This window comes from Dethiosulfovibrio faecalis (assembly GCF_021568795.1).
GTDB lineage: Bacteria > Synergistota > Synergistia > Synergistales > Dethiosulfovibrionaceae > Dethiosulfovibrio > Dethiosulfovibrio faecalis.
This window is the reverse complement of the sequence record NZ_JAKGUE010000006.1, coordinates 70,202-91,834: the sequence shown is the minus strand read 5'-3', so window position 1 is coordinate 91,834 and position 21,633 is coordinate 70,202. Positions and strand designations below refer to the sequence as shown.

22 protein-coding genes and 1 pseudogene are annotated in these 21,633 nt (G+C 53.6%); 13 read left to right on the top strand and 10 right to left on the bottom strand.

The window, feature by feature from the left end:
- Positions 1–27: 27 nt before the first annotated feature.
- From L2W58_RS06525 to L2W58_RS06515, 3 genes and pseudogenes are all read right to left on the bottom strand, one after another.
- Positions 28–474 carry a DUF340 domain-containing protein gene (locus tag L2W58_RS06525; RefSeq protein ID WP_236102544.1) on the bottom strand — a complete coding sequence of 149 codons (447 nt, stop codon included), beginning with the start codon at positions 472–474 and terminating at the stop codon, positions 28–30.
- Between the two features lies 1 nt (position 475).
- Positions 476–1,240 (bottom strand): annotated as a pseudogene (locus L2W58_RS06520) (DUF3100 domain-containing protein).
- 94 nt (positions 1,241–1,334) lie between these two features.
- Positions 1,335–2,642 (bottom strand): M20/M25/M40 family metallo-hydrolase, encoded by a 1,308-nt coding sequence (locus L2W58_RS06515; RefSeq protein ID WP_236102543.1) that lies wholly within the window; start codon positions 2,640–2,642, stop codon positions 1,335–1,337.
- A gap of 274 nt (positions 2,643–2,916) precedes the next feature.
- Between L2W58_RS06515 and L2W58_RS06510 the strand changes: the two genes are divergently transcribed.
- The 5 genes from L2W58_RS06510 (at position 2,917) to L2W58_RS06490 (ending at position 7,608) form a co-directional block, all read left to right on the top strand.
- Entirely contained in the window at positions 2,917–4,179 is a 1,263-nt protein-coding gene (locus L2W58_RS06510) for a serine hydroxymethyltransferase (RefSeq protein ID WP_236102542.1), read from the top strand.
- A gap of 122 nt (positions 4,180–4,301) precedes the next feature.
- Positions 4,302–4,676 carry a fluoride efflux transporter FluC gene (locus L2W58_RS06505; RefSeq protein ID WP_236102541.1) on the top strand — a complete coding sequence of 125 codons (375 nt, stop codon included), beginning with the start codon at positions 4,302–4,304 and terminating at the stop codon, positions 4,674–4,676.
- 14 nt (positions 4,677–4,690) lie between these two features.
- Entirely contained in the window at positions 4,691–5,038 is a 348-nt protein-coding gene (locus tag L2W58_RS06500; RefSeq protein ID WP_236102540.1) for a DUF190 domain-containing protein, read from the top strand.
- 174 nt (positions 5,039–5,212) lie between these two features.
- Positions 5,213–5,890, top strand: a complete 678-nt coding sequence (locus tag L2W58_RS06495; protein ID WP_338033075.1) for an HAD family hydrolase — start codon at positions 5,213–5,215, stop codon at positions 5,888–5,890.
- A complete protein-coding gene (locus tag L2W58_RS06490) occupies positions 5,860–7,608 on the top strand; it encodes a thioredoxin domain-containing protein (protein WP_236102538.1) in 1,749 nt (582 codons plus the stop codon). The genes L2W58_RS06495 and L2W58_RS06490 overlap by 31 nt, the downstream gene beginning before the upstream one ends.
- Here L2W58_RS06490 and L2W58_RS06485 read toward each other — a convergent pair.
- Positions 7,605–8,222, bottom strand: a complete 618-nt coding sequence (locus L2W58_RS06485; protein ID WP_236102537.1) for a DedA family protein — start codon at positions 8,220–8,222, stop codon at positions 7,605–7,607. The genes L2W58_RS06490 and L2W58_RS06485 overlap by 4 nt on opposite strands.
- Positions 8,223–8,241: 19 nt before the next feature.
- Entirely contained in the window at positions 8,242–9,342 is a 1,101-nt protein-coding gene (sfsA, locus tag L2W58_RS06480) for a DNA/RNA nuclease SfsA (protein WP_236102536.1), read from the bottom strand.
- Between the two features lie 111 nt (positions 9,343–9,453).
- Between sfsA and L2W58_RS06475 the strand changes: the two genes are divergently transcribed.
- The 3 genes from L2W58_RS06475 (at position 9,454) to rpoD (ending at position 12,511) form a co-directional block, all read left to right on the top strand.
- Positions 9,454–10,383 carry a chemotaxis protein CheV gene (locus L2W58_RS06475; protein WP_236102535.1) on the top strand — a complete coding sequence of 310 codons (930 nt, stop codon included), beginning with the start codon at positions 9,454–9,456 and terminating at the stop codon, positions 10,381–10,383.
- Positions 10,384–10,464: 81 nt separating this feature from the next.
- Complete coding sequence (locus L2W58_RS06470) at positions 10,465–11,145, top strand: hypothetical protein (RefSeq protein ID WP_236102534.1); 681 nt, start codon at positions 10,465–10,467, stop codon at positions 11,143–11,145.
- Positions 11,146–11,365: 220 nt separating this feature from the next.
- Positions 11,366–12,511: an RNA polymerase sigma factor RpoD gene (gene rpoD, locus L2W58_RS06465; protein WP_236102533.1), complete on the top strand. Its 1,146-nt coding sequence runs from the start codon at positions 11,366–11,368 to the stop codon at positions 12,509–12,511.
- A gap of 68 nt (positions 12,512–12,579) precedes the next feature.
- Here rpoD and L2W58_RS06460 read toward each other — a convergent pair whose 3' ends face one another.
- From L2W58_RS06460 to L2W58_RS06450, 3 genes are all read right to left on the bottom strand, one after another.
- Entirely contained in the window at positions 12,580–12,864 is a 285-nt protein-coding gene (locus L2W58_RS06460; protein ID WP_236102532.1) for a hypothetical protein, read from the bottom strand.
- Positions 12,865–12,945: 81 nt separating this feature from the next.
- Positions 12,946–13,116: a 4Fe-4S binding protein gene (locus L2W58_RS06455; RefSeq protein WP_236102531.1), complete on the bottom strand. Its 171-nt coding sequence runs from the start codon at positions 13,114–13,116 to the stop codon at positions 12,946–12,948.
- Positions 13,117–13,210: 94 nt separating this feature from the next.
- Positions 13,211–14,257, bottom strand: coding sequence for an NAD(P)H-dependent glycerol-3-phosphate dehydrogenase (locus tag L2W58_RS06450; protein ID WP_236102530.1), 1,047 nt, complete (start codon positions 14,255–14,257; stop codon positions 13,211–13,213).
- Positions 14,258–14,363: 106 nt separating this feature from the next.
- On the opposite strand from L2W58_RS06450, the gene L2W58_RS06445 reads away from it, so the two are divergent.
- Positions 14,364–15,494, top strand: coding sequence for a sensor histidine kinase (locus L2W58_RS06445; protein ID WP_236102529.1), 1,131 nt, complete (start codon positions 14,364–14,366; stop codon positions 15,492–15,494).
- The gene (locus L2W58_RS06440; RefSeq protein ID WP_236102528.1) at positions 15,491–15,748 is read left to right on the top strand and encodes a hypothetical protein; all 258 of its coding nucleotides are present in this window, start codon (positions 15,491–15,493) and stop codon (positions 15,746–15,748) included. Before L2W58_RS06445 ends, L2W58_RS06440 begins: the two co-directional genes overlap by 4 nt.
- A gap of 32 nt (positions 15,749–15,780) precedes the next feature.
- Here the strand turns inward: L2W58_RS06440 and typA are convergent, their stop codons facing one another.
- Positions 15,781–17,646 carry a translational GTPase TypA gene (typA, locus tag L2W58_RS06435; protein WP_236102527.1) on the bottom strand — a complete coding sequence of 622 codons (1,866 nt, stop codon included), beginning with the start codon at positions 17,644–17,646 and terminating at the stop codon, positions 15,781–15,783.
- 147 nt (positions 17,647–17,793) lie between these two features.
- Here typA and L2W58_RS06430 point away from each other — a divergent pair, with 147 nt between their 5' ends.
- From L2W58_RS06430 to L2W58_RS06420, 3 genes are all read left to right on the top strand, one after another.
- A complete protein-coding gene (locus L2W58_RS06430; RefSeq protein WP_236102526.1) occupies positions 17,794–18,231 on the top strand; it encodes a 2-thiouracil desulfurase family protein in 438 nt (145 codons plus the stop codon).
- Positions 18,232–18,312: 81 nt separating this feature from the next.
- Entirely contained in the window at positions 18,313–19,434 is a 1,122-nt protein-coding gene (locus tag L2W58_RS06425) for a hypothetical protein (protein ID WP_236102525.1), read from the top strand.
- A 10-nt stretch (positions 19,435–19,444) separates the two neighbouring features.
- Positions 19,445–20,365: a DUF72 domain-containing protein gene (locus tag L2W58_RS06420; RefSeq protein WP_236102524.1), complete on the top strand. Its 921-nt coding sequence runs from the start codon at positions 19,445–19,447 to the stop codon at positions 20,363–20,365.
- Here L2W58_RS06420 and L2W58_RS06415 read toward each other — a convergent pair.
- Positions 20,360–21,598 carry a glycosyltransferase family 4 protein gene (locus tag L2W58_RS06415; protein ID WP_236102523.1) on the bottom strand — a complete coding sequence of 413 codons (1,239 nt, stop codon included), beginning with the start codon at positions 21,596–21,598 and terminating at the stop codon, positions 20,360–20,362. The two genes, L2W58_RS06420 and L2W58_RS06415, sit on opposite strands and share 6 nt — an antisense overlap.
- Positions 21,599–21,633: the final 35 nt, after the last annotated feature.

Sequence of the window (21,633 nt, the reverse complement as noted above, 5' to 3'; positions counted from 1 at the left end):
CGAGGAAATCTCGAACGGGCCTCTTTTTTACAGCTGTCCGGTGGCGGATAGAACTCCCTGAGCGATGAGAGCCGATCCAATGTAGGTGCCAACGAAGACGAATATGGCGACCACTACTATCCTCCAGCCGGTTTTCTTCAGCATATCCAGGTCCTTGCCGATGGACAGTCCGGCATAGGCCAGAATTGGGGTGGTCAGGGACAGGAAACTTACCTTGCCTACCCAGGCGCTGAGTTGGGCCGAGCCGGGAAATCCGGGGTACGTCACTATACATCCTATCAGTACTATCCAGGCCACGCTGGGTATATTTCCAGGGACGACGTTCCTAATGATCACTCCCGCTACGCAGAGGGCTAAAAGGAAAATCATGCCCGGGAGGGATTCAATTATCCCGTTATGGAAGCCCACCAGGTTGCCTACGAGGCTCATTGCGGCAACTATTACCAACACCGCTATGGTTTCGGAGATCTTCATCCTATTCGTCTCCCTTCCTGACGAATCGTTCCGGAGCAGTTCCGTATTTGGCTTTGTAGGTTACCCTGTACAGCCATTCCGACATGGGTAGGGCCATCCATAGGGACATGTAGAGTCCGTCCAATCCGGAGAGCATGTTGCTTGCCGCGCCGAGTGCTTGCAGTTCCCCGGCTATGTCGGGGAACATGGCCGACAGAGATCCTACAGATGCGGTCATCATGCTGGCGCTTCCGACCCCTGACGCCATCGCCAATGCCTTGGGGCTGATGGGCAGATAAGCGGCAGCTGTGGTGGCCATCAAGCCGTAGAAGATGGTCCCGAAAACGGTGCCGCATATGTAGACGCCCATGACTCCCTGTCCCTCTGGACCGTCCAGGCCGTAGATATCCCCTATAAGGGCTACGTTAGGCTCTCTGGCCACGGAGTGGGCCGCTCCGATGGCCTCTCTCTTGAGACCTAGGAACACCGCCAGGGGAATTCCAAGCATCAGGGTCGCAAGGTTGCCGAATTACTGAAGTATAAGGGCTGGACCGGACTTGATTATGGCAGGGAGGTTCGGACCTACCAAGGTGCCGTATCTCGCCATCAGGAGCATCAAGGTTACTCCGACTAGGCTTCCAGCGTCTACCATGTCCTTCTGCTTGACAGCCTTCAGGAACTTGGGGCCCATGAGAGAGCCTATGATCAGAGCGTAGAGCATCGGCAGCAATACAAGTGTTCCTGGACCTACTTTAAAAGAGTGAATACCTATGAATTCGCTTACCACGACCAATATCAGCACGATGGCGTGGATTTTGACGTTCTTTATGCCTTCCTTCAACTTCGTCCCTCCTCGATCGATTCCACTCCGGGATCCTCCTTCAAGAGAAGTATCCCTGCAACGTCTCCAGATATTCCTGCTTGGTCATCAAAGGTCTGTATCCGTCCAGTAGATCCCTCCCTTCAGTAGCTTCGTTTGCCAGCAAATCGACTATGGTCATGGCCATTATCTTGGCCGGAACTATCACCGCTGCCTGATAGTCGTGAACGGTAAAGTCTTTGGAGTGAAGAGCTCCGGATACGCCGCCCGTGTAGGGGTGTATGGCCGGCATTATGTGGCATATGTCTCCCATGTCGGTGGAAGCGTTGAAGTGACCTACCCTCAGAATTTTCGAATCGGGCAAGACTGATCCGGCGTTTCGAGCGAATACGTCGTTAAGCCTGCTGTCGCAGGCCAGAGGTAGGTATCCCGGTATCGTGTTTATCTCGGTTTTGGCTCCTACTGCGTCACCTCCGGCTCTCAGGGCTCTGTCGAACTTTCCGTGGGTGTCGTCTATGCTCTTCAACGTCTTGCCTCTTACATAGGCTTCCATCCGGACGTCCGCCGGGACGCTGTTGACAGTATCTCCACCCTTGGTGATGATGAAATGGAGTCTGACGTGGTCGTCGTCCCTGAAGGTCTCTCTCATGGCGTGAGCTCCGTTTATTCCCAGCACCGCGGCGTTGAGGGCGTTTATGCCCTCGTCGGGAGCGGCGGCGGCGTGGGTAGCTTTCCCCAGGTACCTTATCGTCTTGGCCACGAAGCCGTTTCCGGTCTCTCCTATTCCGACGGAGGGCTCGGGCATATCCGTTCCGGCATGGACCATCATGGCCATGTCGACATCGTCGAATGCTCCTATCCTGATAAGTTCCTGCTTGCCTCCCAGAAAGCCTATTTCCCCTCTGGCTCTCATGTCGCTTCTCTCGCCTATCTCGATGAACTCCTCGGCGGGGACTGCGAAGAAGGTGACGTTACCACCTAGGTGTCGAGTCACGTCGGATTTAGCGAAGCCGGAGGCTACAGCCATAAGGGTGCCTATCTGAAGATGATGCCCGCAGGTATGGCTGGCGCCGGTTTCCCGGTTCGCCTTAGGGCTGTCGGAACAGATTATTCCGTCTAATTCCCCTAAGACGGCTACGTTGGGTCCAGAGGAGTCCTTCTTGAGTTTGGCCTTCACCCCGGTTCCGGCCAGCCCTTCCATCGGGTTTAGGTTCAGCCCTTTCATGAAGTCGGCGACCTTAACGGAGGTCTTGTGTTCTTTGAATCCCAGCTCCGGTTCCATCTCTATATCCTTTGCCAGGGATATGACCCTCTCCGCACTACTGTCTATAGCTTCGCATATCGATCTTTTTATGGAATTCAGTTCCAAGAGAGATCCCTCCTTTTTTCTCGCAGGTTCTGGCTTTTCTGCGTCAGCTTGCAATACTATAGCACACTGAAGCGGGGATGTATCCATAAAAGGCTGAAAAGCTAGTTGATTTTGTAAAGAATGTCAGGGTGGATTTTGTTTTTTTATGGGAGACCTCAGGAACTTCAATAATCGATCTCTTCTTGTCCTATAGGCTTTTTGTTATAATAGACGAAAGTCTGTCGAGGAGTTTGTTCAGAATAGCTTTACCTTGACGGTGAAAGGTGGGTTTTTAATGACTATCGATGGAGCAGAGGTTATACGTCAGGTGGATCCTGAGATATCCGAGATTATCTGTGAGGAGGCTCGTCGCCAGGAAAGACAGATAGAGCTTATCGCCTCGGAGAATTTCGTCTCTCCTGCGGTACTGGCCGCAATGGGGTCGGTTCTCACGAACAAGTACGCCGAGGGATACCCCGATAAGAGGTACTACGGAGGTTGTGAGGTCGTCGATAAGGCGGAAAAGCTGGCCATAGAGAGGGCCAAGGAGCTTTTCGGTTGCGATCACGTAAACGTTCAACCCCATTCGGGGAGCCAGGCCAACATGGGCGTCTATTCCTCCGTGCTGGAGCCGGGGGATACGATTCTCGCCATGAACCTGTCTCACGGCGGTCACCTCACTCATGGTTCACCGGTGAACTTCTCCGGCAAGCTTTACAACGTGATACCTTACGGAGTCGACAAGGAGACCGAGACCATCGATTTCGACGAGGTCCGCCGTCTGGCCAAAGAGCACAACCCGAAGATGATCGTCTGCGGTGCCAGCGCCTATCCCAGGGAGATCGACGCGGAGAGGTTTCGTGAGATTGCCGACGAGGTAGGAGCCTATCTAATGTTCGATATCGCCCATATCGCCGGGTTGATAGCCGCGGGATACCACAAGGATCCGGTTCCCTTCTGCGATTTCGTGACCACCACGACCCATAAGACCCTCAGGGGGCCCAGGGGCGGTATGATAATGTGTAAGGCCGAACACGCCAAGAAGATCGATTCGGCGATTTTCCCGGGGATGCAGGGTGGTCCTCTGATGCACGTGATAGCCTCCAAGGCGGTGTCTTTCGCCGAGGCTTTAAAGCCGGATTTCAAGGATTATCAGAGGCGAGTTATCGAGAACGCCTCGATTCTCGCGAAGGAATTGAAAAAACGTGATTTTCATCTCGTCTCCGGCGGAACCGACAACCATCTCCTGCTTTTAAACCTTACCAGTAAGGGAGTAACGGGAAAGGCCGCCCAGTTGGCACTTGACGAGGCGGGGATAACGGTGAACAAGAACACTGTTCCCTTCGAGACTCTCAGTCCCTTCGTGACCAGCGGAGTAAGGGTGGGGACTCCGGCGGTTACCACCAGGGGATTCGGCCCGGACGAGATGGTAAAGATCGCCGATTGGATAGATAGGGTGATCTCCGATGTCGAAAATCCCTCCAATCTGGAGGCGGTAAGAGCCGAGGTTCTAGATCTCTGCGGATCTAAGCCCCTTTATCCGGGGCTCTGTAAATAGGATATAAGTCAGGTTAAAAGGGGGGAGCCGGAGCGAGTTTTCCGGTTCCCCCTTGGCTATGGTACACTATGGCCCGGTGTTAAAAGGCCCCTTTCGGGCATGCTGAAAAGGTGGTTATGACGATGTCGAAAATAGCCTGTATGATGGGAGCAGGCGCTTTGGGAGCTCTCTGCCGGTATGGTCTGGGAGGGTGGGTTCAGGAACGTTTCGGAGGAACCTTTCCTTTGGGGACAATGGTTGTTAACGTTATAGGGTGTCTGATCTTCGGTTTTCTGTGGACCTTGGCCAACGAACGTTATCTTTTGTCCGGTCCTCTGGCCTTTATGGTCTTGACCGGTTTTGTAGGATCCTTTACGACTTTTTCAACCATGACCTTCGAGGGTTTTCGGTTGTTATCTTCCTCCGCAGTCGGTGCGACCCTTTTCTACCTTTTGGGAAGTCAGCTCCTGGGGATCGGTGCCGCTTGGGGCGGTGTAGTCTTGGCTAGATTGCTCTGAGGAGGTTGGGAGATATGACTGTTCGACACGAAGAATGGGAGCGTTTCAGAGTCTATATCGGCGAGGGTGATTGTCGAAACGGTCGTCCTCTGTATAGGTATCTTCTTGAGGAAGCTAGGCGAAGGGGTCTGGCAGGGGCCACCGTCTTCAAAGGGCTTGCCGGTTTTGGAGCTGGATCCAAGATTCACTTTGCCGAGGTCTTCCGTCTTTCCGAAGATCTTCCCATAATAATAGAGATAGTCGACACCACGGAAAAACTGGATGATTTCGCGTCCTTTTTGGACGAGGCTATGGATGGAGGAATGGTGTTACGGGAGTCGGTTCACGTGGATTTTTACCGTCCTTCTAAGGAGCACCTCTAGAGACGCTGATCCTCTTAGAGGTCGAGAAGTCGTTCGGGCGAGACAGGGCGCAGGCGGGATGACCCCTGCTCTTTTTGTGGCTCTCCATGGGTGGATAGAAGGGGTTTTCGGGGGGGACCGGGATGAGTTTTCCGGTTACCCCTCGAGTTGTATATAATTCAAATCGAGAGATAGGTGATTTTTTTGATCGAGGTCGTCCTTTTTGACTTTGACATGACCCTGGTAGACAGCAGTCAGGGTATAACCGACTGTATGAACGCCGTAGCCGAAAAAATGGGGCTCCCCAAGGTTACGAGAGAGCAGGTCTTGGGAATAATCGGCATACCTCTGGCGAAGGGACTTCACTCCCTATGGGGGGAGTACGACGAAAATTGTCTCTCCGAATATCGTCGGATCTTCAGCGAGACGGAGTATGCGGGAATAGTGCCGTTTCCGGAAACGATTCCCGCCGTCGATAAGCTCAAGGCTATGAACCTGAGGATCGGGATAGCCACCAACAGGCACGTCGCGGAGCCGGTGGTCAAGGCAGTGGGGATCTTCGATCGTTTCGATCTCGTAATGGGGCTGGGCGATCTCTACCGTCCCAAGCCGGAGCCCGACATGATCCTTGCTGCCATGAAAGAATTGGGAGGAAGCCCCGATGGGACCCTTTACGTCGGGGATACCGACATAGACATGAGAACCACCGTGGCCGCCGGTATGAGAGGAGTCGGCTTGGCTTCCGGGAATTTCTCCAGGGAGGATCTTGAGGCCGCCGGTGCCTGGAGGACTTTGGACGGGATAGGCGATTTGCCTGAGCTGCTAGAGGAGGAGGGACTGATATGTTTGGATCGGGGCACGACGACGATCTGATCCGGTGGTCTTCCTGGGGGGAGAAGGCCGTCCGGCGATCCAAGGAAGAGCATAAGCCGCTTTTTCTGTACATCGGATCCCCCACCTGTCGTCTCTGTAATATCGAATACAGGGAGAGCTTCGCTAACGACGAGGTGGCTAAGTTGCTCAACGAGGACTTCGTCCCGGTCAGGGTGGAGCGGGAAAGCTTCCCGATCTTGAGCGATAGCGCTATGTCGGTCAATCGAATAATGAACGGTTCCGGAGGGTGGCCTTTGAATCTATTTCTGACCCCCGATCTGAAGCCTTTTTTCGTATCTTCCTATATGCCTCTGAAAGGGACTCCGGATCGTCCCGGTTTTTTGGACTGTCTGCCCAGGATAAAGTGGCTTTGGCTAACCGAAAACGAAGCCCTGGTTCGGGCGTCGGAGGAAGTCTTGGAGTCTTTAAAAAAATCCGCGGTTACCGAGACGTCCGACATCCCCGAGTCGACCTTGAAGGCCGCATCCGAGGAGTTGTTGAACGATCTGGACGAGCTTTGGGGCGGTTTTGGCCAGGGGGGCAAGTTTACGCCCGTCCAGGAGCTGCTGTTTTTGTCTGAATACGACCGTCGGACGGGATGTAAAAGATGCGGCGAGGCCCTTCGTCTGTCCTTGGACGGTATGTCCATGGGGGCCATCAGAGATCATCTCGGAGGAGGCTTCCACAGCTGCACTCTCGACAGAGAATGGCGCAGACCCCGTTTTGAAAAGCTGCTGGTGGACCAGGCCATGGCTGCCATGGTCTTCGCAGAGGGATTCGACAGGTATGGAAAGGTGTTTCACTGGAGGGTGGCCGACGAGACCTTGGCTTACGCTCTTTTGAACCTTTATTCTCCGGGCAGAGGCTTTTTGGCATCTCAAAGCTACGAGACGGAAGACGGCGATATGGACTACTATCTCTGGACGTCCGACGAGATAGACTCCGCTCTGGGAGAGAATGCCGGGCTTTTCAAGAGAGCTTACGGCATAACGGACGAGGGAAACTACATCGAAGAGACCACCGGTAGCCCCTCCGGCAAGAACGTCCTTTTTTTGACCGCACCTCTGGATCGACTGGCCGAGGACGAGGGAATGGAGGACGAACAGGACCTTGAGGATCTGTTGGCCAAGGGGAGGCAGGTCCTCTCGTCTCTCAGGCGGGAACGGCTGGAGCCAGAAAAGGACGGACGGATACTGTCGGACTGGAACGGCTTTTTTATAGCCGCTCTGGCCCGTTGCGGAAGGCTCATGGACCGAAGAAATTACGTGGCTCTCGCGGAGAGAGAGTGTTCCAGGATATGGAGCGAAGGGGAGCTGTTTCATATAGGAGACATTCCTGCCACTTTGGACGACTACGCCGCGGTCATATGGTCTTTTCTGGAGACCTATAGGTCGACGGACAATATGGTCTGGAGGGAGAGGGCGAAAAAACTCTTGGTACGATGCGAGGAGCTTTTCGGCCTTGAGGGAAGGGGATATCGCCTCTCAGAATGTGCCGGAGAGGGGATTCTCTTTGCCCGGTCTCACGGACGGGACGGTCTGTACCCCTCCGGCAACGCCGTTATGGCGAATAACCTGGTCACATTGTGGGAATGTACCGAGGAGAAGGACTATAGAGACAGGGCCATCGAGGTTATAACCTCCTTCGGAGAAGGGGTGAAACGGGTTCCCGGAGGTTATTCTCACCTTCTGACGGCACTGTCGAGGGTCCTGCCTTAGGATCGATTTTTATCGGAGTTTCCGCGTCTTACGGCGATTACGTATATTATCACCGTTACTGAACAGATCGATATCAATGCCAGGGAGATCTTATTCACGTATTTGAGCACCAGGTCTCCCTGGCTGCCCAACCAGTAGCCGACCAGGGCCAATATCACGACCCATATGCCGGCCCCTATGGCGGTGAACACGCAAAAGGGCAGAAGAGGCATCCTGGCCACTCCGGCAGGAAGGGATATGTACTGTCTGACTCCCGGGATCAGCCGGCCTACGAAGGTGCTTATGTGTCCGTGCCTGTCGAAAAAGACCTCCGCTTTGTCCAGGCTTGATCGGGAGACGAGAAAGTAACGACCGTACCTCTCGAAAAACGACCGTCCAACCGTTATGGACAGCCAGTAGTTGAATAGGGCTCCCAGCAGGCTCCCTGCTATCCCTGCGAGTATCACCAGCGATAGATGCATCTCACCCTGATGGGCCAGGTATCCCGCCGGAGGTATGACTACCTCGCTGGGGAACGGAAAGAACGAGGACTCCAGAAACATCAGAAAAATTATTCCGGGGTATCCCATGGATCCCACCGTCGAGACCAACCAAGTTACCATCTCGTGCAACATGTTCACTCTCTCCTCTTGATTAGGATAGTCTATCGATCCTGTTTGCCACGACGACGTCCACAAAGTCTTTCAACAAAAAGGGCGACTCCTCGAATCTCAACAGCCACCGTCCGTCGTACGATAGTTTCGCGACGTCTTTATCCATCGAGGACAGTGGGTAGAGCCGTTCGTAGATCCGTCTGCCCAGCTTTTTCGAGGACCTTATCGGTATGGTCTTGACCGATCGTCTCTTGTTGTTCAGACGGTCCTCCAAATCCACGATTCTTCGCCTTTTTCTGACGGCCTTTGTCGAGGCTGACGACAGATTCTCGTCGGCCTCGATCACTAGTACGTAATGTCCTGGAGGCAGTTCGTCCGCCTCGGTCAGGTCGTACACGATCAGGGATGTTCCTCTGTCCTCGTTTTCGTCTCTCATCTTCTCCCAGGGTATCGGAAGTTCGACCGGGCTTTCCGATAGGGTCAGGTCGGGCCTCCAGGGTATGGAGAGGGCCACCACTTCGATGCGGTCTCTGGCGTGGTATATGGCTTCGGCGAATTTGGGATCGGTGTGGAAATCGGGGAGAAACCATTCGGGTTTTTTCGACTGCACGACGAAGATCACCGCGGCGTCGTAGCCCTCGGAAGAGAGATATTCCAGTTCCTCCACGTGTCTGACCGCTCTCTCCGACGGCGCGTCGGGAAACATGGAGCCTCGCTTGCCGAAAAGAGTGCATGATTTTACCTCTAGAAGGGTCGGTCTTGAGTTCCCTTCGAGCAGGAAGTCGAATCTGCTGTTACCTACGGAGATCTCCCTTTTGATCGGCTTTTTTTCCCGAAAAGACGGGATCTCCCTTTTTTTCAACAGCTCTTCCACCAGGTCGTTGGCCTTATGGGTGTGCAGCAAGACCGGACCGTCGGGGGTATCCACCGCTATCACCGTGTACGCGGTCTTTCCGCCCCTGTTCTCTATGAGAAAAAGGGTTACCCCCGGAAATAGAAGCTCCCAAAGGCGTCCGGGATTGGGGAGGTGGCAATCGAAGATCTTGCCGTAGACGTAGCATTTAACGACGAAACGATTGGATCGAACGATGAAGGTCCCTTTGGTCTTGACTTCGTTTTTGAAGGGGTCGTATAAATTCATGGCGAGACTATAACATGCCGTCTTCCTTTTGTCTCGTGGCGTTCGGTTCTATGGGTTTTATGGTAAACTGTAGAAAATATGAGACGACCTGTGTGAATGGGGGTAGTGACTATGCGGGTTAACGAAAAGATCCTCACCGAGGTCGGAACCAACGAATGGCAGGTCGTGGTCTTTTACCTCGGCCAGCAGGCTTTTGCCATCAACGTCGACAAGACTCGGGAAATTCTAAGGTGGACCGGTTGCCGTCCCGTTCCGGACGCCAATCCAGCGATGATAGGTATCACCACTGTCAGAGGAGAGGTACTCCCCCTGGTGGACCTGGGCAGATATCTCAAGATCGACACGGACGTCGAACTGGAGAACAGCAAGATAATAATAGCCGAATTCAACGAGATAAAGCTCGGTTTCGTCGTCGAGGGAGTAGAGCGGATATATCGGATCAATTCCGATGAACTGGATGCATCCCTTACCGGGACGTTTCTGGGAGAGAACTCCCTCTACGTCATAAAAAGGGACGATCGAAACATAATACTTCTCGATTACGAGAGAATAGTCCAGACGGTGAATCCCTCCTTGATGTCCCAATATCGTCTCGACGAGGTCAAGGCGGCCAAATTGACTCTTGGTCTGGGGGACCTGGACCGTTACCGTATACTTGTAGCGGAGGATTCCCCCCTTATCCGCAGACAGGTCATAGACGTGTTGGCAGACGGCGGATTTCACAACGTGGAGAGTGTCGGACACGGAAAGGCGGCCTGGGACCGGATCAGCGAGGAGGAGCCAGGTCACTTCGATCTGTTGATCTCCGACATCGAGATGCCCAAGATGGACGGCTTCGCCCTTACTCGACTCGTAAAGCAGGACGATGAGCGGAGGGATATGCCCGTGGTGATATTTTCGTCCATAATGGCGGACGACATAAGACGGAAGGCCGCCAGCATCGGAGCGGAGGCTCAGATAACCAAGCCGGAGATCGGCGGTTTGGTGGAAAAGGTCTGCGAACTTCTCCTGGAACGAAGTTCCGGGAAGTCTTCAGACTGATATCGGTCGATTTCCGTGGCGGTCACGTCGGTGGCCGCCATTTTTGAATAGGACGAACTTCACAGAGGGGAGGGGACTAGGATGAATCGCCTACCTTATTGGGAAAACGACCTCGACTTCGAGGTGTCAGACCTGTTCCCCTACGATATGGACTGGCGTCCGGTCTCGGTGAACAGGTTCTGCGGGGATAAGATGGTGGGGCTGGCTCAGGGGGCCATGGCTCTTGGGAGCGAGTTTATATACGTCAGCGGTCTGGGTTCCGGGATAGCCGGGACCATGACGTGGGACGGAGATCCTGAGGGGATGGCCGGGTTTTCCCTGGGCTTTACCTTGATGTTCGGATATTCTCCGGCGATGGAGGAGGTCGTTTCCGACGTGCTGGAGGAAGGGGAGGAAAGTGGCGATAGTGCCCTTATAGCAGGTGTGACCGAGTGCATTTTCAGAAGTTCCTCCGTGCCTAGAGGGGCCAGAAAGATAATAATGATGGCCACACCTCTGCCCCTTAAGGATGAAGCCGGTTTTATCGACGATCTGTTGTTCGCTATGGGACGTCACTGCTCTATCGATCATCTAATTCCCTACTATGCGGAGAAATTCGGATTCAGACGCTCCTCGGTGCCCTACGAGACCGACGACGTTATGGACCTCCGAATCGCTACGGTACTGCATTCCTTCGAGATGAGCGAGACGAGAAACGTCGTAGGGCCTCCTCCGGATGTATCCATGCCTCCTATATTCGATTTTCGTCTATCCTTGGGATGAGCTCTTTGGATAATTTACATAGTCGTGTTACAATGTAAATTCCTGTAGGTGTTAGGTATCGGAGAGAGGGGATGTCATGCGTCCCCTCTCTCTTGTCGTGGTTCCTTTTGTTTTGTCTCAATGGGGCTATGGGCCATTGAGATCGGTTTTTTTTGATGTAAGATGATAATAGACGTCAGGCTCTCGAGGTTTGATAAAAAGCAGGGGGAGTAGTGGATATATGGCTGGGTCAAAGAGCAAATCGCCTAAAGAGATGAAATTTTCCCGTGACGACCTTAAGATGTACATGGAGCGTATACGAGAGCTCATAATGCAGGGTCGTAAGAACGGTTATGTCACTCAGAAGGATATCGAGAAGTTCATTCCAATAGAGTTCTGGAGCACCGAGGTGCTGGAGAACGTCTTCGACAACCTCATGGAGTTGGGCATAGAGGTAATAGAGGACGGAGATCCAAGGCTGAAGTCCGATAAGTCGACGGCTGCTTCCTCCGACGAGGAACATGTCTACGTAGACGAGTTGGGCAAGCTCGACGATATCCCCCTGACCGATCCCGTGAGGATGTATCTCCGGGAGATCGGTAAGGTCGCTCTTCTTGACGCCTCCGAGGAAGTTGAGCTCGCCAAGAGGGTGGAGGACGGAGATCAGGTTGCCAAACAGAAGATAATAGATGCCAACCTTCGTCTGGTGGTCAGCATAGCGAAAAAGTACATAGGCCGAGGGATGCTGTTTCTGGACTTGATCCAGGAGGGAAATCTGGGGCTTATAAGGGCGGTGGAGAAGTTCGACTATCGCAAGGGCTTCAAATTCAGCACATACGCCACCTGGTGGATACGTCAGGCCATTACCAGAGCCATAGCGGATCAGGCCAGGACCATAAGGATACCGGTCCACATGGTGGAGACCATAAACAAGATGGTCAGGGTCTCCAGGCAGCTGGTACAGAGGCTGGGGAGAGAGCCTACCGACGAGGAGATATCCGAGGCGATGGAGATAGAGTCCACCAAGGTCGAGGAGATCCGTAGAATCGCCCAGCTGCCTGTCTCTCTGGAGACCCCGATCGGCGAGGAGGAGGATAGCCAGTTAGGAGACTTCATAGAGGATAGAGATATGCCGAGCCCGGAAGACGCCGCATCCTGCAACCTTCTCCACGAACAGATCGAGGATATGCTGGATGCCCTTTCCGACAGGGAGAGAGAGGTTCTGCGATATCGTTTCGGCTTGGAGGACGGCAGATCCTATACCTTGGAGGAGGTCGGGCGTCGTTTCGGAGTTACTAGAGAGCGTATTCGTCAGATAGAGGCCAAGGCTCTCAGAAAGCTTCGCCATCCCAGCAGGAGCAAGAAGCTCAGGGATTTTCTCGAATGATAAAAAGGTCGGAGGGTCGTCTATTTAGACGGTTCTCCGACCTTTTTAATCTATAGTGATATTTCGGTCTACGCAGGAGAGGTCCCTTCCTCCAGCTTTTTGTTCCTGAAGTACAGCGAAGTGTCGGCCGTTACCATGGCAGTGTTGAGCAAATAGAGAGACAGAACCGGCCAGGATATCTCCGGTTCTATTAGGCTTTTTACTATCCCTGCGACGTAGCCGACCAAGATTATTACCATGAAAGACAGGCTTTTCCCCTTGGTGCTTTTGGACGTCATGCTTTTCCATATGGAGGCGGGCCAGGCCATTCCGAAGCATATCAACATGATTCCCTCGCATATCTTTATCCACATAAACGGAGTCCTCCTCCTGAGTCTATACATAGAAGGAGGCCACCTCTTTTAGAGGTGGCCTCCTGTAAAACAGTCTCTACCTTAGAGGCTGATTGCGTCCACTGGACAGGCGGACACGCAGGCTCCGCACTCGACGCACTTGCCCTCGTCGACTACGGCTTTGCCGTCGTTCATCTCGATAGCCTCTACGGGGCAGGTGCCCACGCAGCTCTCGCAACCTACACAGGTCTCTTTATCTACTTTCGCTGCCATGAAAATTCCTCCTCCATGTTTATTGAACTCCCACCAAACTATACAATATATCGGGGGGTTATAGCAACCCCCTTTTTGAGATTGTCTTTCAATACTATTCTTGAAATATGTGTGGAGGGTACTCCGGCTTGGGATCTCGGGACATCAACTCTCGAATGGCTTCTTTAGGGGAGAGTCCCTCGTAAAGAACCTGGTAGACCGATCGGGATATCGGAAGATCCACCTTGAGCTTCTTGCCCAGCTCTACCGCAGCCTTGACCGTGTACGCTCCCTCCGCCACCTGTCCTAGAGATTCGATGGCTTCTTCAAGGGATTGCCCTTCGCCCAGGGCCATTCCAAGACGGAAGTTTCTCGAATGTCGACTATATGCCGTCACCATGAGGTCTCCAATTCCCGCCAGGCCGGCCAGGGTTATCGGGTGAGCTCCCATGGTGACGGCCAATCTCATTATCTCGGCCAGCCCCCGACTTACCAGGGCTGCCGTGGCGTTGTCTCCCATCTCCATTTTGTGGGCCAGGCCGGAGGCTATGGCTATGACGTTTTTAAGCGCTCCTCCGGTCTCTACTCCGCATACGTCCTCGCTGGAGTATATCCGGAAAGTCCCTCCTGTCAGGATCTCCTGCCACGAAGAGGCCTCTTCCTGATGGTCGGAGGCCACGACGACGGCGGTAGGCAGGCCCTTTACCACCTCTTCCGCGTGGCTAGGACCGGACAATACTGCGTATTTGCATTTCGGCGCCAGTTCTTGAACTATCTGACTGACCCTTTTCAGAGTGCCCACCTCTATACCCTTGGCTACGTTACAGATGGATATTCCGTCCATATCGGTCTCAAACGATCTTAGTTTTGTGAGCAACGATCTGGATGCCTGGGTCGGAACCGCCATTATCCACATATTGGAGTGTTCCATAACCGACACGAGATCGCTCGTAGGTGTTATATTTGATGGTAGATCTACATCGGGAAGATATCGGTCGTTTCTACCGGATTTTGATATTAGTTCCGCTTGTCTTTCGTCTCTGCACCATAGAGCGACCGAATGTCCTTTATTAGCAGCCACCTTCGCCAGAGCGGTTCCCCAGCTTCCGGATCCCATAACGGTTATATTCCGTGGTTTCGGGCGTTCTCTTACGTATCTCATAAGTCGCCCTCCTTTCGTCGAACGTGCGATTGATACTTGACTGAACGCTGGCTGGTACTAATATACTACAAGGCAACGGATTGCACATTTTTGGAGGCTATAGAGTATGGATCAAAACTCGATCAATCGAATCGACCGTATCTTTACCGACGTGACCGGTATACTCTCGGAAGGTTTTGACGAGTTGACCCAAATCCGAATGGATGAGTACGAGGCCTATCTGGCCTTCCGCAAGGAATTCGGATCGGTTCAAAAACAGGTGGAGGAAGTGGTAGAGGCCTGTGAAAAATGTGGTCGAGAGTGTAGAAAAGCCAGATACGAGCTCGTATCTGCGGTTAAGGGGAACCTAGAAGACGACGAAAAAGAGGTCTACTTTCGAGTGGAGCACTTGATGAAACTTCACGGTAGCCTGGAGGAGAGGGAGAGAAGCCTCCGCGCCATGAGAGACCATCTGGCTAGGGAAATACGACACAAGGAAGTCATGCTGAAGAGGACCGAGGATCTGGGGTCTCGTTTCCGGATGGCAATGGAGATAATAGACAGTGGGAAGCAGCTGGAGACCCCGGAGCAGCATGGGATACTGGCGGCGGCGATCGCTATGGCGGAGAGGGAAAGCGCCCATATGGCCAGGGATCTCCACGATGGACCGGCTCAAAAATTCGCCGACGCCGTTATGAGTACCGAACTGGCGGAGCGTTATATCTCCGAGAGGTCTTACGATGAGGCGCTTAATGAGATCTGCAACCTGAAGGAGGTCCTCTTCGAGTCGGAGAAAGACGTGAGGGCCGTTCTGCATCAGCTCACTCCTCCTGGACTCGATCAGGGGTTGGACGTGGCCATAGGAAGACTGACGGAGAGGCTTTCCGAGAGACACGGAGTAGATATCGCGGTCTCGGCCGAGGGGATGGGGTGGAAAATACCTCTCTACATGAGAGCCAACATCTTTAAGATACTCTATCAGGGGATGATAAACGCTCTTAGGAATGGCAAGGCGTCCAAGATATCGCTTCGAATCTCGGTGGGAGAGGAGAACTTTAGGGCCCTGCTTTCCGACGACGGGATAGGGTTCGACGTTGAAGCTGCTAGGATGGAGGCGGACAGGAGGGGGTCTTACGGTTTGAGGAGCATGAACGAAAGAGCGGAGCTCGCGGGAGGATCTTTGTCTATAGAAAGCTCTCCCGGGCGGGGTACGATCGTACGGTTGACGGTTCCTCTCAGAGGAGGTGAAGATCTGTGACGTCGATGACCCATAAGGCGTCGGCCTTGGATTTCTTGGCCCGTTCCACCGTCAACGTGGACGACGAGGCCTGCCATCCCGTCGCTCCCGACGCGTCTTTTACCGTTGACGTAAGGTACCAGGAGGATGGAACCAGGCAGATAGTGTTGTTCGTTTTGGACGATTTTGGAAGAATGCAGCATAGAATAAGGTTGAATGAGGGGTCCGTAAGGGAGCTTGTAAAGTTGCTTGATGGAGCCTTGAGGGATAAATGAAAAGAGGGAGGGCTGTCGCCCTCCCTCTCGGTTTAAGCCGTTTTTTTGGATGCTTTTTTCCTCTCGTTCATGTCGAGGATGGCCTTTCTTATTCGAATTTCCTTCGGCGTAGCCTCCACCAGCTCGTCGTCTCCGATCCATTCGAGGGCCTTGTCCAAGGTGACCGATCTGGGTACGTCGAGTTTTATGCCCATGTCCTTGGTGGCCGAACGGTGGTTGGAGGTCTGTTTTTTCTTAGTCGGGTTGCACGGTATGTCTCCCGGTCTGGAGTTCTCCCCTACGACCTGTCCATTGTAGACTTCCGTTCCTGGTGCGATGAATAGAGTTCCCCTTTCCTGGAGGTTTTCAAGTTGGTATCCTGTCGCAGGGCCGGTATCCATGCTGACCATGGATCCTCTGTTCCTGGAGGTGATGTCTCCCTTCCAGTGACCGTATCCCACGAACCTGGAGGCCATTATCCCAAGGCCTCTGGTGTCGGTGAGGAACTCGCCCCTATAGCCGATCAGCCCTCTGGTGGGGATGTCGAATGTCATCTTGACGACTCCTGTGTCCAAAACGGCCATGTCGGTCAGATCGGCCTTTCTCTGGGCCAGTTTCTCTATGACGACTCCCTGGTAGGATTCGGGAACCTCTATCACCAGCTGTTCCAGCGGCTCCAGCCTGTGTCCCAGGTCGTCCTTTTTTGTTATAACCTCCGGTCTGGACACGCAGAGCTCCGATCCTTCCCGGATCATCTCCTCTATCAGTATGGCCAGTTGCAACTCGCCTCTGCCGGATACCTTTAGTCCGTCCGGTCTTCCCAGGTCCTCGACCCTGAGGGCCACGTTGCTGTGGGTCTCCCTCTCAAGTCTAGCCTTGAGCTGTCTCAAGGTCAGAGGCGACCCGTCCCTTCCGGCGAAGGGGCCGTTGTTGACCAGGAAGAACATGGATACTGTGGGTTCCTCTATCATCAAGGGAGGAAAGGGAGGCTGCTTCGAGGCAGGAGAGGCGAAGGTGTCTCCTATATCGATGCCCTTGGGTCCCGTTATCCATACTATATCTCCCGCACAGGCCTGTTCGACCTCTATCCTGTCGAGTCCCCTCGTAACCCATATATGGGACGCCTTTTCCTGGGAGGATCCCAACACGTCCCAGCCCTCGGAGGTCTCGGACGGGTGCCTCCATTTTGTCTTGGTCTGTAGGAACGGCTCGCCCTGTTTTATGGCTCCCGAGGTTATCTTTCCGCATCCTATCTGGCCTACGTAGTCGTTCCAGCCTAGAGTGCTTATCTGCATTCGAAAAGGCTCGTCAAGCTTGGCCTCCGGAGCCTTGACGCTTTCCACTATGGTCTCGAAGAGGGGGTTCATACCGACCCTCTCGTCCTCCAAGTCCTTCACCAGCCAACCGTCCAGCCCGGATCCGTACAGTACGGGGAACTCTAGCTGATGCTCGTCCGCTCCCAGCTCGATGAACAGGTCGATGGTCTTATCGAGCGCCTGGTCGGGGACAGCTCTGGGGCGGTCGACTTTGTTTATGACCACGATAGGGTTCAAGCCCAGACTTAAAGCTCTCGAGAGGACGTAACGGGTCTGTGGCATGGGGCCCTCGTTGGCGTCCACCAATAGAAGGACCGAGTCTACCATGGAAAGGACCCTCTCTACCTCGCCTGAAAAATCGGCGTGTCCCGGGGTATCCACGATGTTGATAAGATAGTCGTTCCATTCGACGGTACAGTGTTTCGAGGTGATGGTTATGCCTCTTTCTCTCTCCAGCTCTCCGCTGTCCATAACCCTTTCCTCGATCCTGGCGTTTTCACGGAAGACCCTGGTGGCTCGGAATATCGAATCGATCAACGTGGTCTTTCCGTGATCGATATGGGCTATTATCGCTACATTACGTATTTTTTCTACCACGTGCACTTATACCACTCCTATGTAGGATCTTAGTTTTCTTGAGATCCCAAAAAAGTGATGATACACCCAACTTCTCCGTTTCACAAGTATCGTGGAAGCTATCGGTCGTACAATGTATAATATGGTCGAGAATCGAATTGGAGGTTCAGCTTTATGATAGTCGTCAGTTCCTGCCTTTTGGGTATACCCTGCAGATACGACGGAACTGGGTTTCGTCGTCCCGACATAATGGAAATTCTGGAGGGTAGGGATGTACTGCCTCTCTGCCCTGAACAGCTAGGGGGGCTTTCCACTCCCAGGACGCCCTGCGAGATAGTAAACGGGATGGTGGTGGGTAAGGACGGTATCGATCATACCGGTTCTTTTCGTCGGGGAGCTGCATTAGCTCTCGAGGAAATGTCGAATTTCGACGTCTCCGTGGCCTTGCTCAAGGAAAAGAGCCCTTCCTGCGGGTCCTGTCTGATCTACGACGGTTCTTTTTCCGGTAGGGTAATAAAGGGGACAGGAGTCTTCGCTTCCTCCCTGATCGATATGGGAGTACCTGTATTTTCCGAGGAGGACCTGGAGGGGTTCATATCGTTCTTGATGTAGAGGTAAGTCTTTTTTGTGTTGGAGAAAGGTGATGTGTTTATGGGAAATCAAGGCAGCGGGGGTATTCTTTGCTCCCAGGATTTGGATGACAAAGTCTCTCTTCAGATTTGGAGAGGCAAGGGAGCTCCCCGTCTTGGAATATACAACAAGACCAAGGAGAAGATGAAGCCGGTTCGTTTTTCCTGGCTGGAAGCTCCCTCTAGGGTCTTGAAGATGCAGCATGGTCGTGGTCAATCCACGGAGTACGATATGGACGCTATCTCTAAGGCGGTTAGGGGACTTCTGGAGTCCATGTCGAGAGATCTTACCTTTCGATCCATGTGCTTGAGGACAGCCGTTCTGCTTCAGGATATGGCCATCGTCCCGAAAGTCGTCATGGATAAAAAGGACTTCGCCTTGTTGCCGGAGAGCAAGAGGAGGTCTCTCTGGTTGACCGATCTGTCCGATGGGAAGGACAATGGAGCCTTTCTTCCCTGTTTCGACGTGACCGACGAGGAATCCGAGCTGTTTCTCAAAAACGGGGATGAGCTCTATCTGGATTTGCCCAAGGGAGCGGACATAAGGGATATAAGGTCCACCTCCATAGTCTCGAAGCTTACGGCGGTGGATCCGGTCCGTTGGTATATGCCTTTTCAGATCGGGGCGATGGGGGTTCTTATGGGCTTTTCCGCTGTCGGTGGGGAGGTCATAGATTTTGCCGACTCTCTCTGGAGGGGATACGACAGGAGGGATTTTCTCCGAAAGGCCGACGATCTGGACGGTCAGGCCAAGGTCCAGGCCTCCAAGATGGCGGTGGCATTGGTGTCTTTGGTTCGTCACTGGCCCTATCTCCAGGCCTTGGAATACAGGGAGCATTACGATTCCGAGGGAGATCTCAAGGAACGCGGCTATTCCAGAAAGAGAAGATTCGACATCCCTCAGGGACAGTTAGGGGACATTTCCTACGTCGTGACGGTCTACGATAACGGAGAGGGCCATATAGCTCTGGGGTGTAAGGGCAGCGGCAGAACCTCTCTCCACGAAGGGGACATGATATTCGAGATGCCCGACCACGTATACGGTAAGAGCATGGCCTCCGATGCCTGTGGCAGCTCTCCCGACGAGACCTATTCCATAGTCAGTCTGATAAGGGCCTGGCGAACCTACGGTTGGTGTCGAAGGGTGAAGGAGCTCTCCGAACCGGCCTTGATGGGGTACCGTTAGGAGGGATCAGATGAGGGAGGTCCGGATCGGTACCTGTTCGTGGGCGGACAGACAGCTTCTATCCAGCGGTTGGTATCCCTCTGAGGCCAAAGACGGTGAGAGACGGTTGGGATTCTACTCCTCTCGTTTCAACACAGTGGAGGTAGACAGCACCTTTTATGCCATACCGGACATAACCGATGTGTATCGATGGGCGTCCTGGACTCCTCCTGACTTTCTGTTCGGAATAAAGGCCTACGGGCTTTTCACCTTTCACTCGGTCCAATGGAGCGCCCTGCCCAGATGGGTGAGGGACGAGGTCGGAGACAGAGACAGTCGGGTGGATTTTAAAAGGGTTCCCAGATCGGTACGTCTTGAGCTGTGGCGCCAGTTCTCCGATTCCATAATGCCGCTTCACAAGATAGGCAAGTTGGGATACGTCTTGTTTCAGATTCCGCCTTGGGCGGTCTTTTCGGAAAGGATGATACGTTATCTGGACCGGGTCGTGGAGGAGGCTCACCCCTTCAGGATAGCCTTTGAGGTTCGAAACGGTACTTGGCTTTCCGGTGACAACAAGGCGGTTTTCCTCGATCGTCTGAGAGCTCACGATGTTGCCTACGTAGTGGTGGACGAACCTCAGCTTTCATGGACGGTGCCTCCTGAGGTTAACGTAACGGCTTCCTGGGGATCGGTAGTGAGATTCCATGGCAGAAACGAGTGTGCTTGGGAGCGAAGGGGTACCTCGGTTGGAGAGAGGTTTCGATATCTCTACTCTCAAAAAGAGCTCAAACCGTGGCGCCAGAGGATAGGCGAGATATCCTCCGGTGTGGACAGGACCTTCGTGATGTTCAACAACTGCTGGTCCGACTACTCCGTTCGCAGCGCCGCCTCCATGCAGGCGGTCATGGGGTTGTCCCACCCCTCCGGCTTACAGGCTGAGCTGGACCTATAGCGGGGAAGTCTCCTCCAGAGCCGTAAAATAACCTTTTTCTGTTTTTTCGAAGACCGATTCCCAGGTGTAGCTTTTCAGCCTTTCCTGGGGTATGGACGGAGATTTTTCTTTCAGGGTTCTCCCAATCTGTCTCTCCAGAGCTAAAACCATGTTGGATAGCGATTCCTGGCCGGGGTCCCACACGGTGGCGGGCGATACCTTCATAGGCACGGTCTCCAGGGCAGAGGGTGCGATTCCCACCGCCATTTCCAGAACTCCCGGCAGGGCTGTGGCGACGACTCTACATCCGCAGGCCAGGGCCTCCAGCAACACCAGGGGCAGCCCCTCGTGAAGGGACGGCAGAACGAACACGTGGGATTTTCCCATCAAGGCCGCCATCTTCGACGGGGGAACCTGCCCCACCAGCTCGACCCTGGAGCCCAAGGCCTCAAGCATCTCGACGCATTTTTTGCCGTCCTGTCCCGTCCCCTTTCCTGCAACGATCAATCTCCATGGCAGGTACACCTTTCCCAGAGAGCGAGCCAACCAGGGTATCCCCTTTTCCGACGAGATTTTTCCGCCGTACATAATGGTGACGGGTGGAACTTCCGGCTTTTCCTGCAAGGTGAACAGGTTGGAGTTATACCCCCCTCCGACGACCGATATTCGATCGGAAGGGATGCCGTATATCTCCTGTATCTCCTCCTTTTGAGGTGCGCTCAGAGCCAGAACCCGGTTCAAATTGGCACAACCTTCGAGGACCTTTGCTCTGAAACGCGGAAGATTTCTCATCTGTCTCAGGTCACTTCCGTGGCTGGTGGCGATTACCGGAATTTCCGGGAAAAGACGTCTGGTCATGGACGTCAACAACCACAGATGGTGACAGTGTATCAGGTCCGGGGAGAAAGTTTTTACACCGTGGATCAGAGCTTCTCGGAAGGCCTCTTCGTAAAGCTCCATCTGTCTGTCCGTAAGCTCTCCGAATCTACTGTGTTCGTAGGGCATTACATCGCTCATGCCGGGAATTGGAAACGGAAGCCGTCTCGATTCGAAGGGAACGACCACTCGATTCCCCCTCTCGATGTAAGGGAGCTCTTGTCCTCTCTGAGACCATCGATCGCTTCCCGCCGACAGGAGAAAGCATCGGTGTCCTTTTTTTATGCTCTCCGCCAGAAGTGCCTGAACGTAATGTCCGCTTCCGGTGTATTCCGGTAACTGCGATAACACGTGAAGAATTTTGAGATTTTTTCTCATAGAGCCTCCTGCCAGCCGGGGCGCCCGTAAAGACG

Excerpts from the sequence above, each read along its gene's own strand:
- L2W58_RS06525 (WP_236102544.1), bottom strand. The coding sequence starts at position 474 with ATGAAGATCTCCGAAACCATAGCGGTGTTGGTAATAGTTGCCGCAATG.
- L2W58_RS06510 (WP_236102542.1), top strand. The coding sequence starts at position 2,917 with ATGACTATCGATGGAGCAGAGGTTATACGTCAGGTGGATCCTGAGATA.
- L2W58_RS06505 (WP_236102541.1), top strand. The coding sequence starts at position 4,302 with ATGTCGAAAATAGCCTGTATGATGGGAGCAGGCGCTTTGGGAGCTCTC.
- L2W58_RS06500 (WP_236102540.1), top strand. The coding sequence starts at position 4,691 with ATGACTGTTCGACACGAAGAATGGGAGCGTTTCAGAGTCTATATCGGC.
- L2W58_RS06490 (WP_236102538.1), top strand. The coding sequence starts at position 5,860 with ATGTTTGGATCGGGGCACGACGACGATCTGATCCGGTGGTCTTCCTGG.
- L2W58_RS06485 (WP_236102537.1), bottom strand. The coding sequence starts at position 8,222 with ATGTTGCACGAGATGGTAACTTGGTTGGTCTCGACGGTGGGATCCATG.
- sfsA (WP_236102536.1), bottom strand. The coding sequence starts at position 9,342 with ATGAATTTATACGACCCCTTCAAAAACGAAGTCAAGACCAAAGGGACC.
- L2W58_RS06475 (WP_236102535.1), top strand. The coding sequence starts at position 9,454 with ATGCGGGTTAACGAAAAGATCCTCACCGAGGTCGGAACCAACGAATGG.
- L2W58_RS06470 (WP_236102534.1), top strand. The coding sequence starts at position 10,465 with ATGAATCGCCTACCTTATTGGGAAAACGACCTCGACTTCGAGGTGTCA.
- rpoD (WP_236102533.1), top strand. The coding sequence starts at position 11,366 with ATGGCTGGGTCAAAGAGCAAATCGCCTAAAGAGATGAAATTTTCCCGT.
- L2W58_RS06460 (WP_236102532.1), bottom strand. The coding sequence starts at position 12,864 with ATGTGGATAAAGATATGCGAGGGAATCATGTTGATATGCTTCGGAATG.
- L2W58_RS06455 (WP_236102531.1), bottom strand. The coding sequence starts at position 13,116 with ATGGCAGCGAAAGTAGATAAAGAGACCTGTGTAGGTTGCGAGAGCTGC.
- L2W58_RS06450 (WP_236102530.1), bottom strand. The coding sequence starts at position 14,257 with ATGAGATACGTAAGAGAACGCCCGAAACCACGGAATATAACCGTTATG.
- L2W58_RS06445 (WP_236102529.1), top strand. The coding sequence starts at position 14,364 with ATGGATCAAAACTCGATCAATCGAATCGACCGTATCTTTACCGACGTG.
- L2W58_RS06430 (WP_236102526.1), top strand. The coding sequence starts at position 17,794 with ATGATAGTCGTCAGTTCCTGCCTTTTGGGTATACCCTGCAGATACGAC.
- L2W58_RS06420 (WP_236102524.1), top strand. The coding sequence starts at position 19,445 with ATGAGGGAGGTCCGGATCGGTACCTGTTCGTGGGCGGACAGACAGCTT.
- L2W58_RS06415 (WP_236102523.1), bottom strand. The coding sequence starts at position 21,598 with ATGAGAAAAAATCTCAAAATTCTTCACGTGTTATCGCAGTTACCGGAA.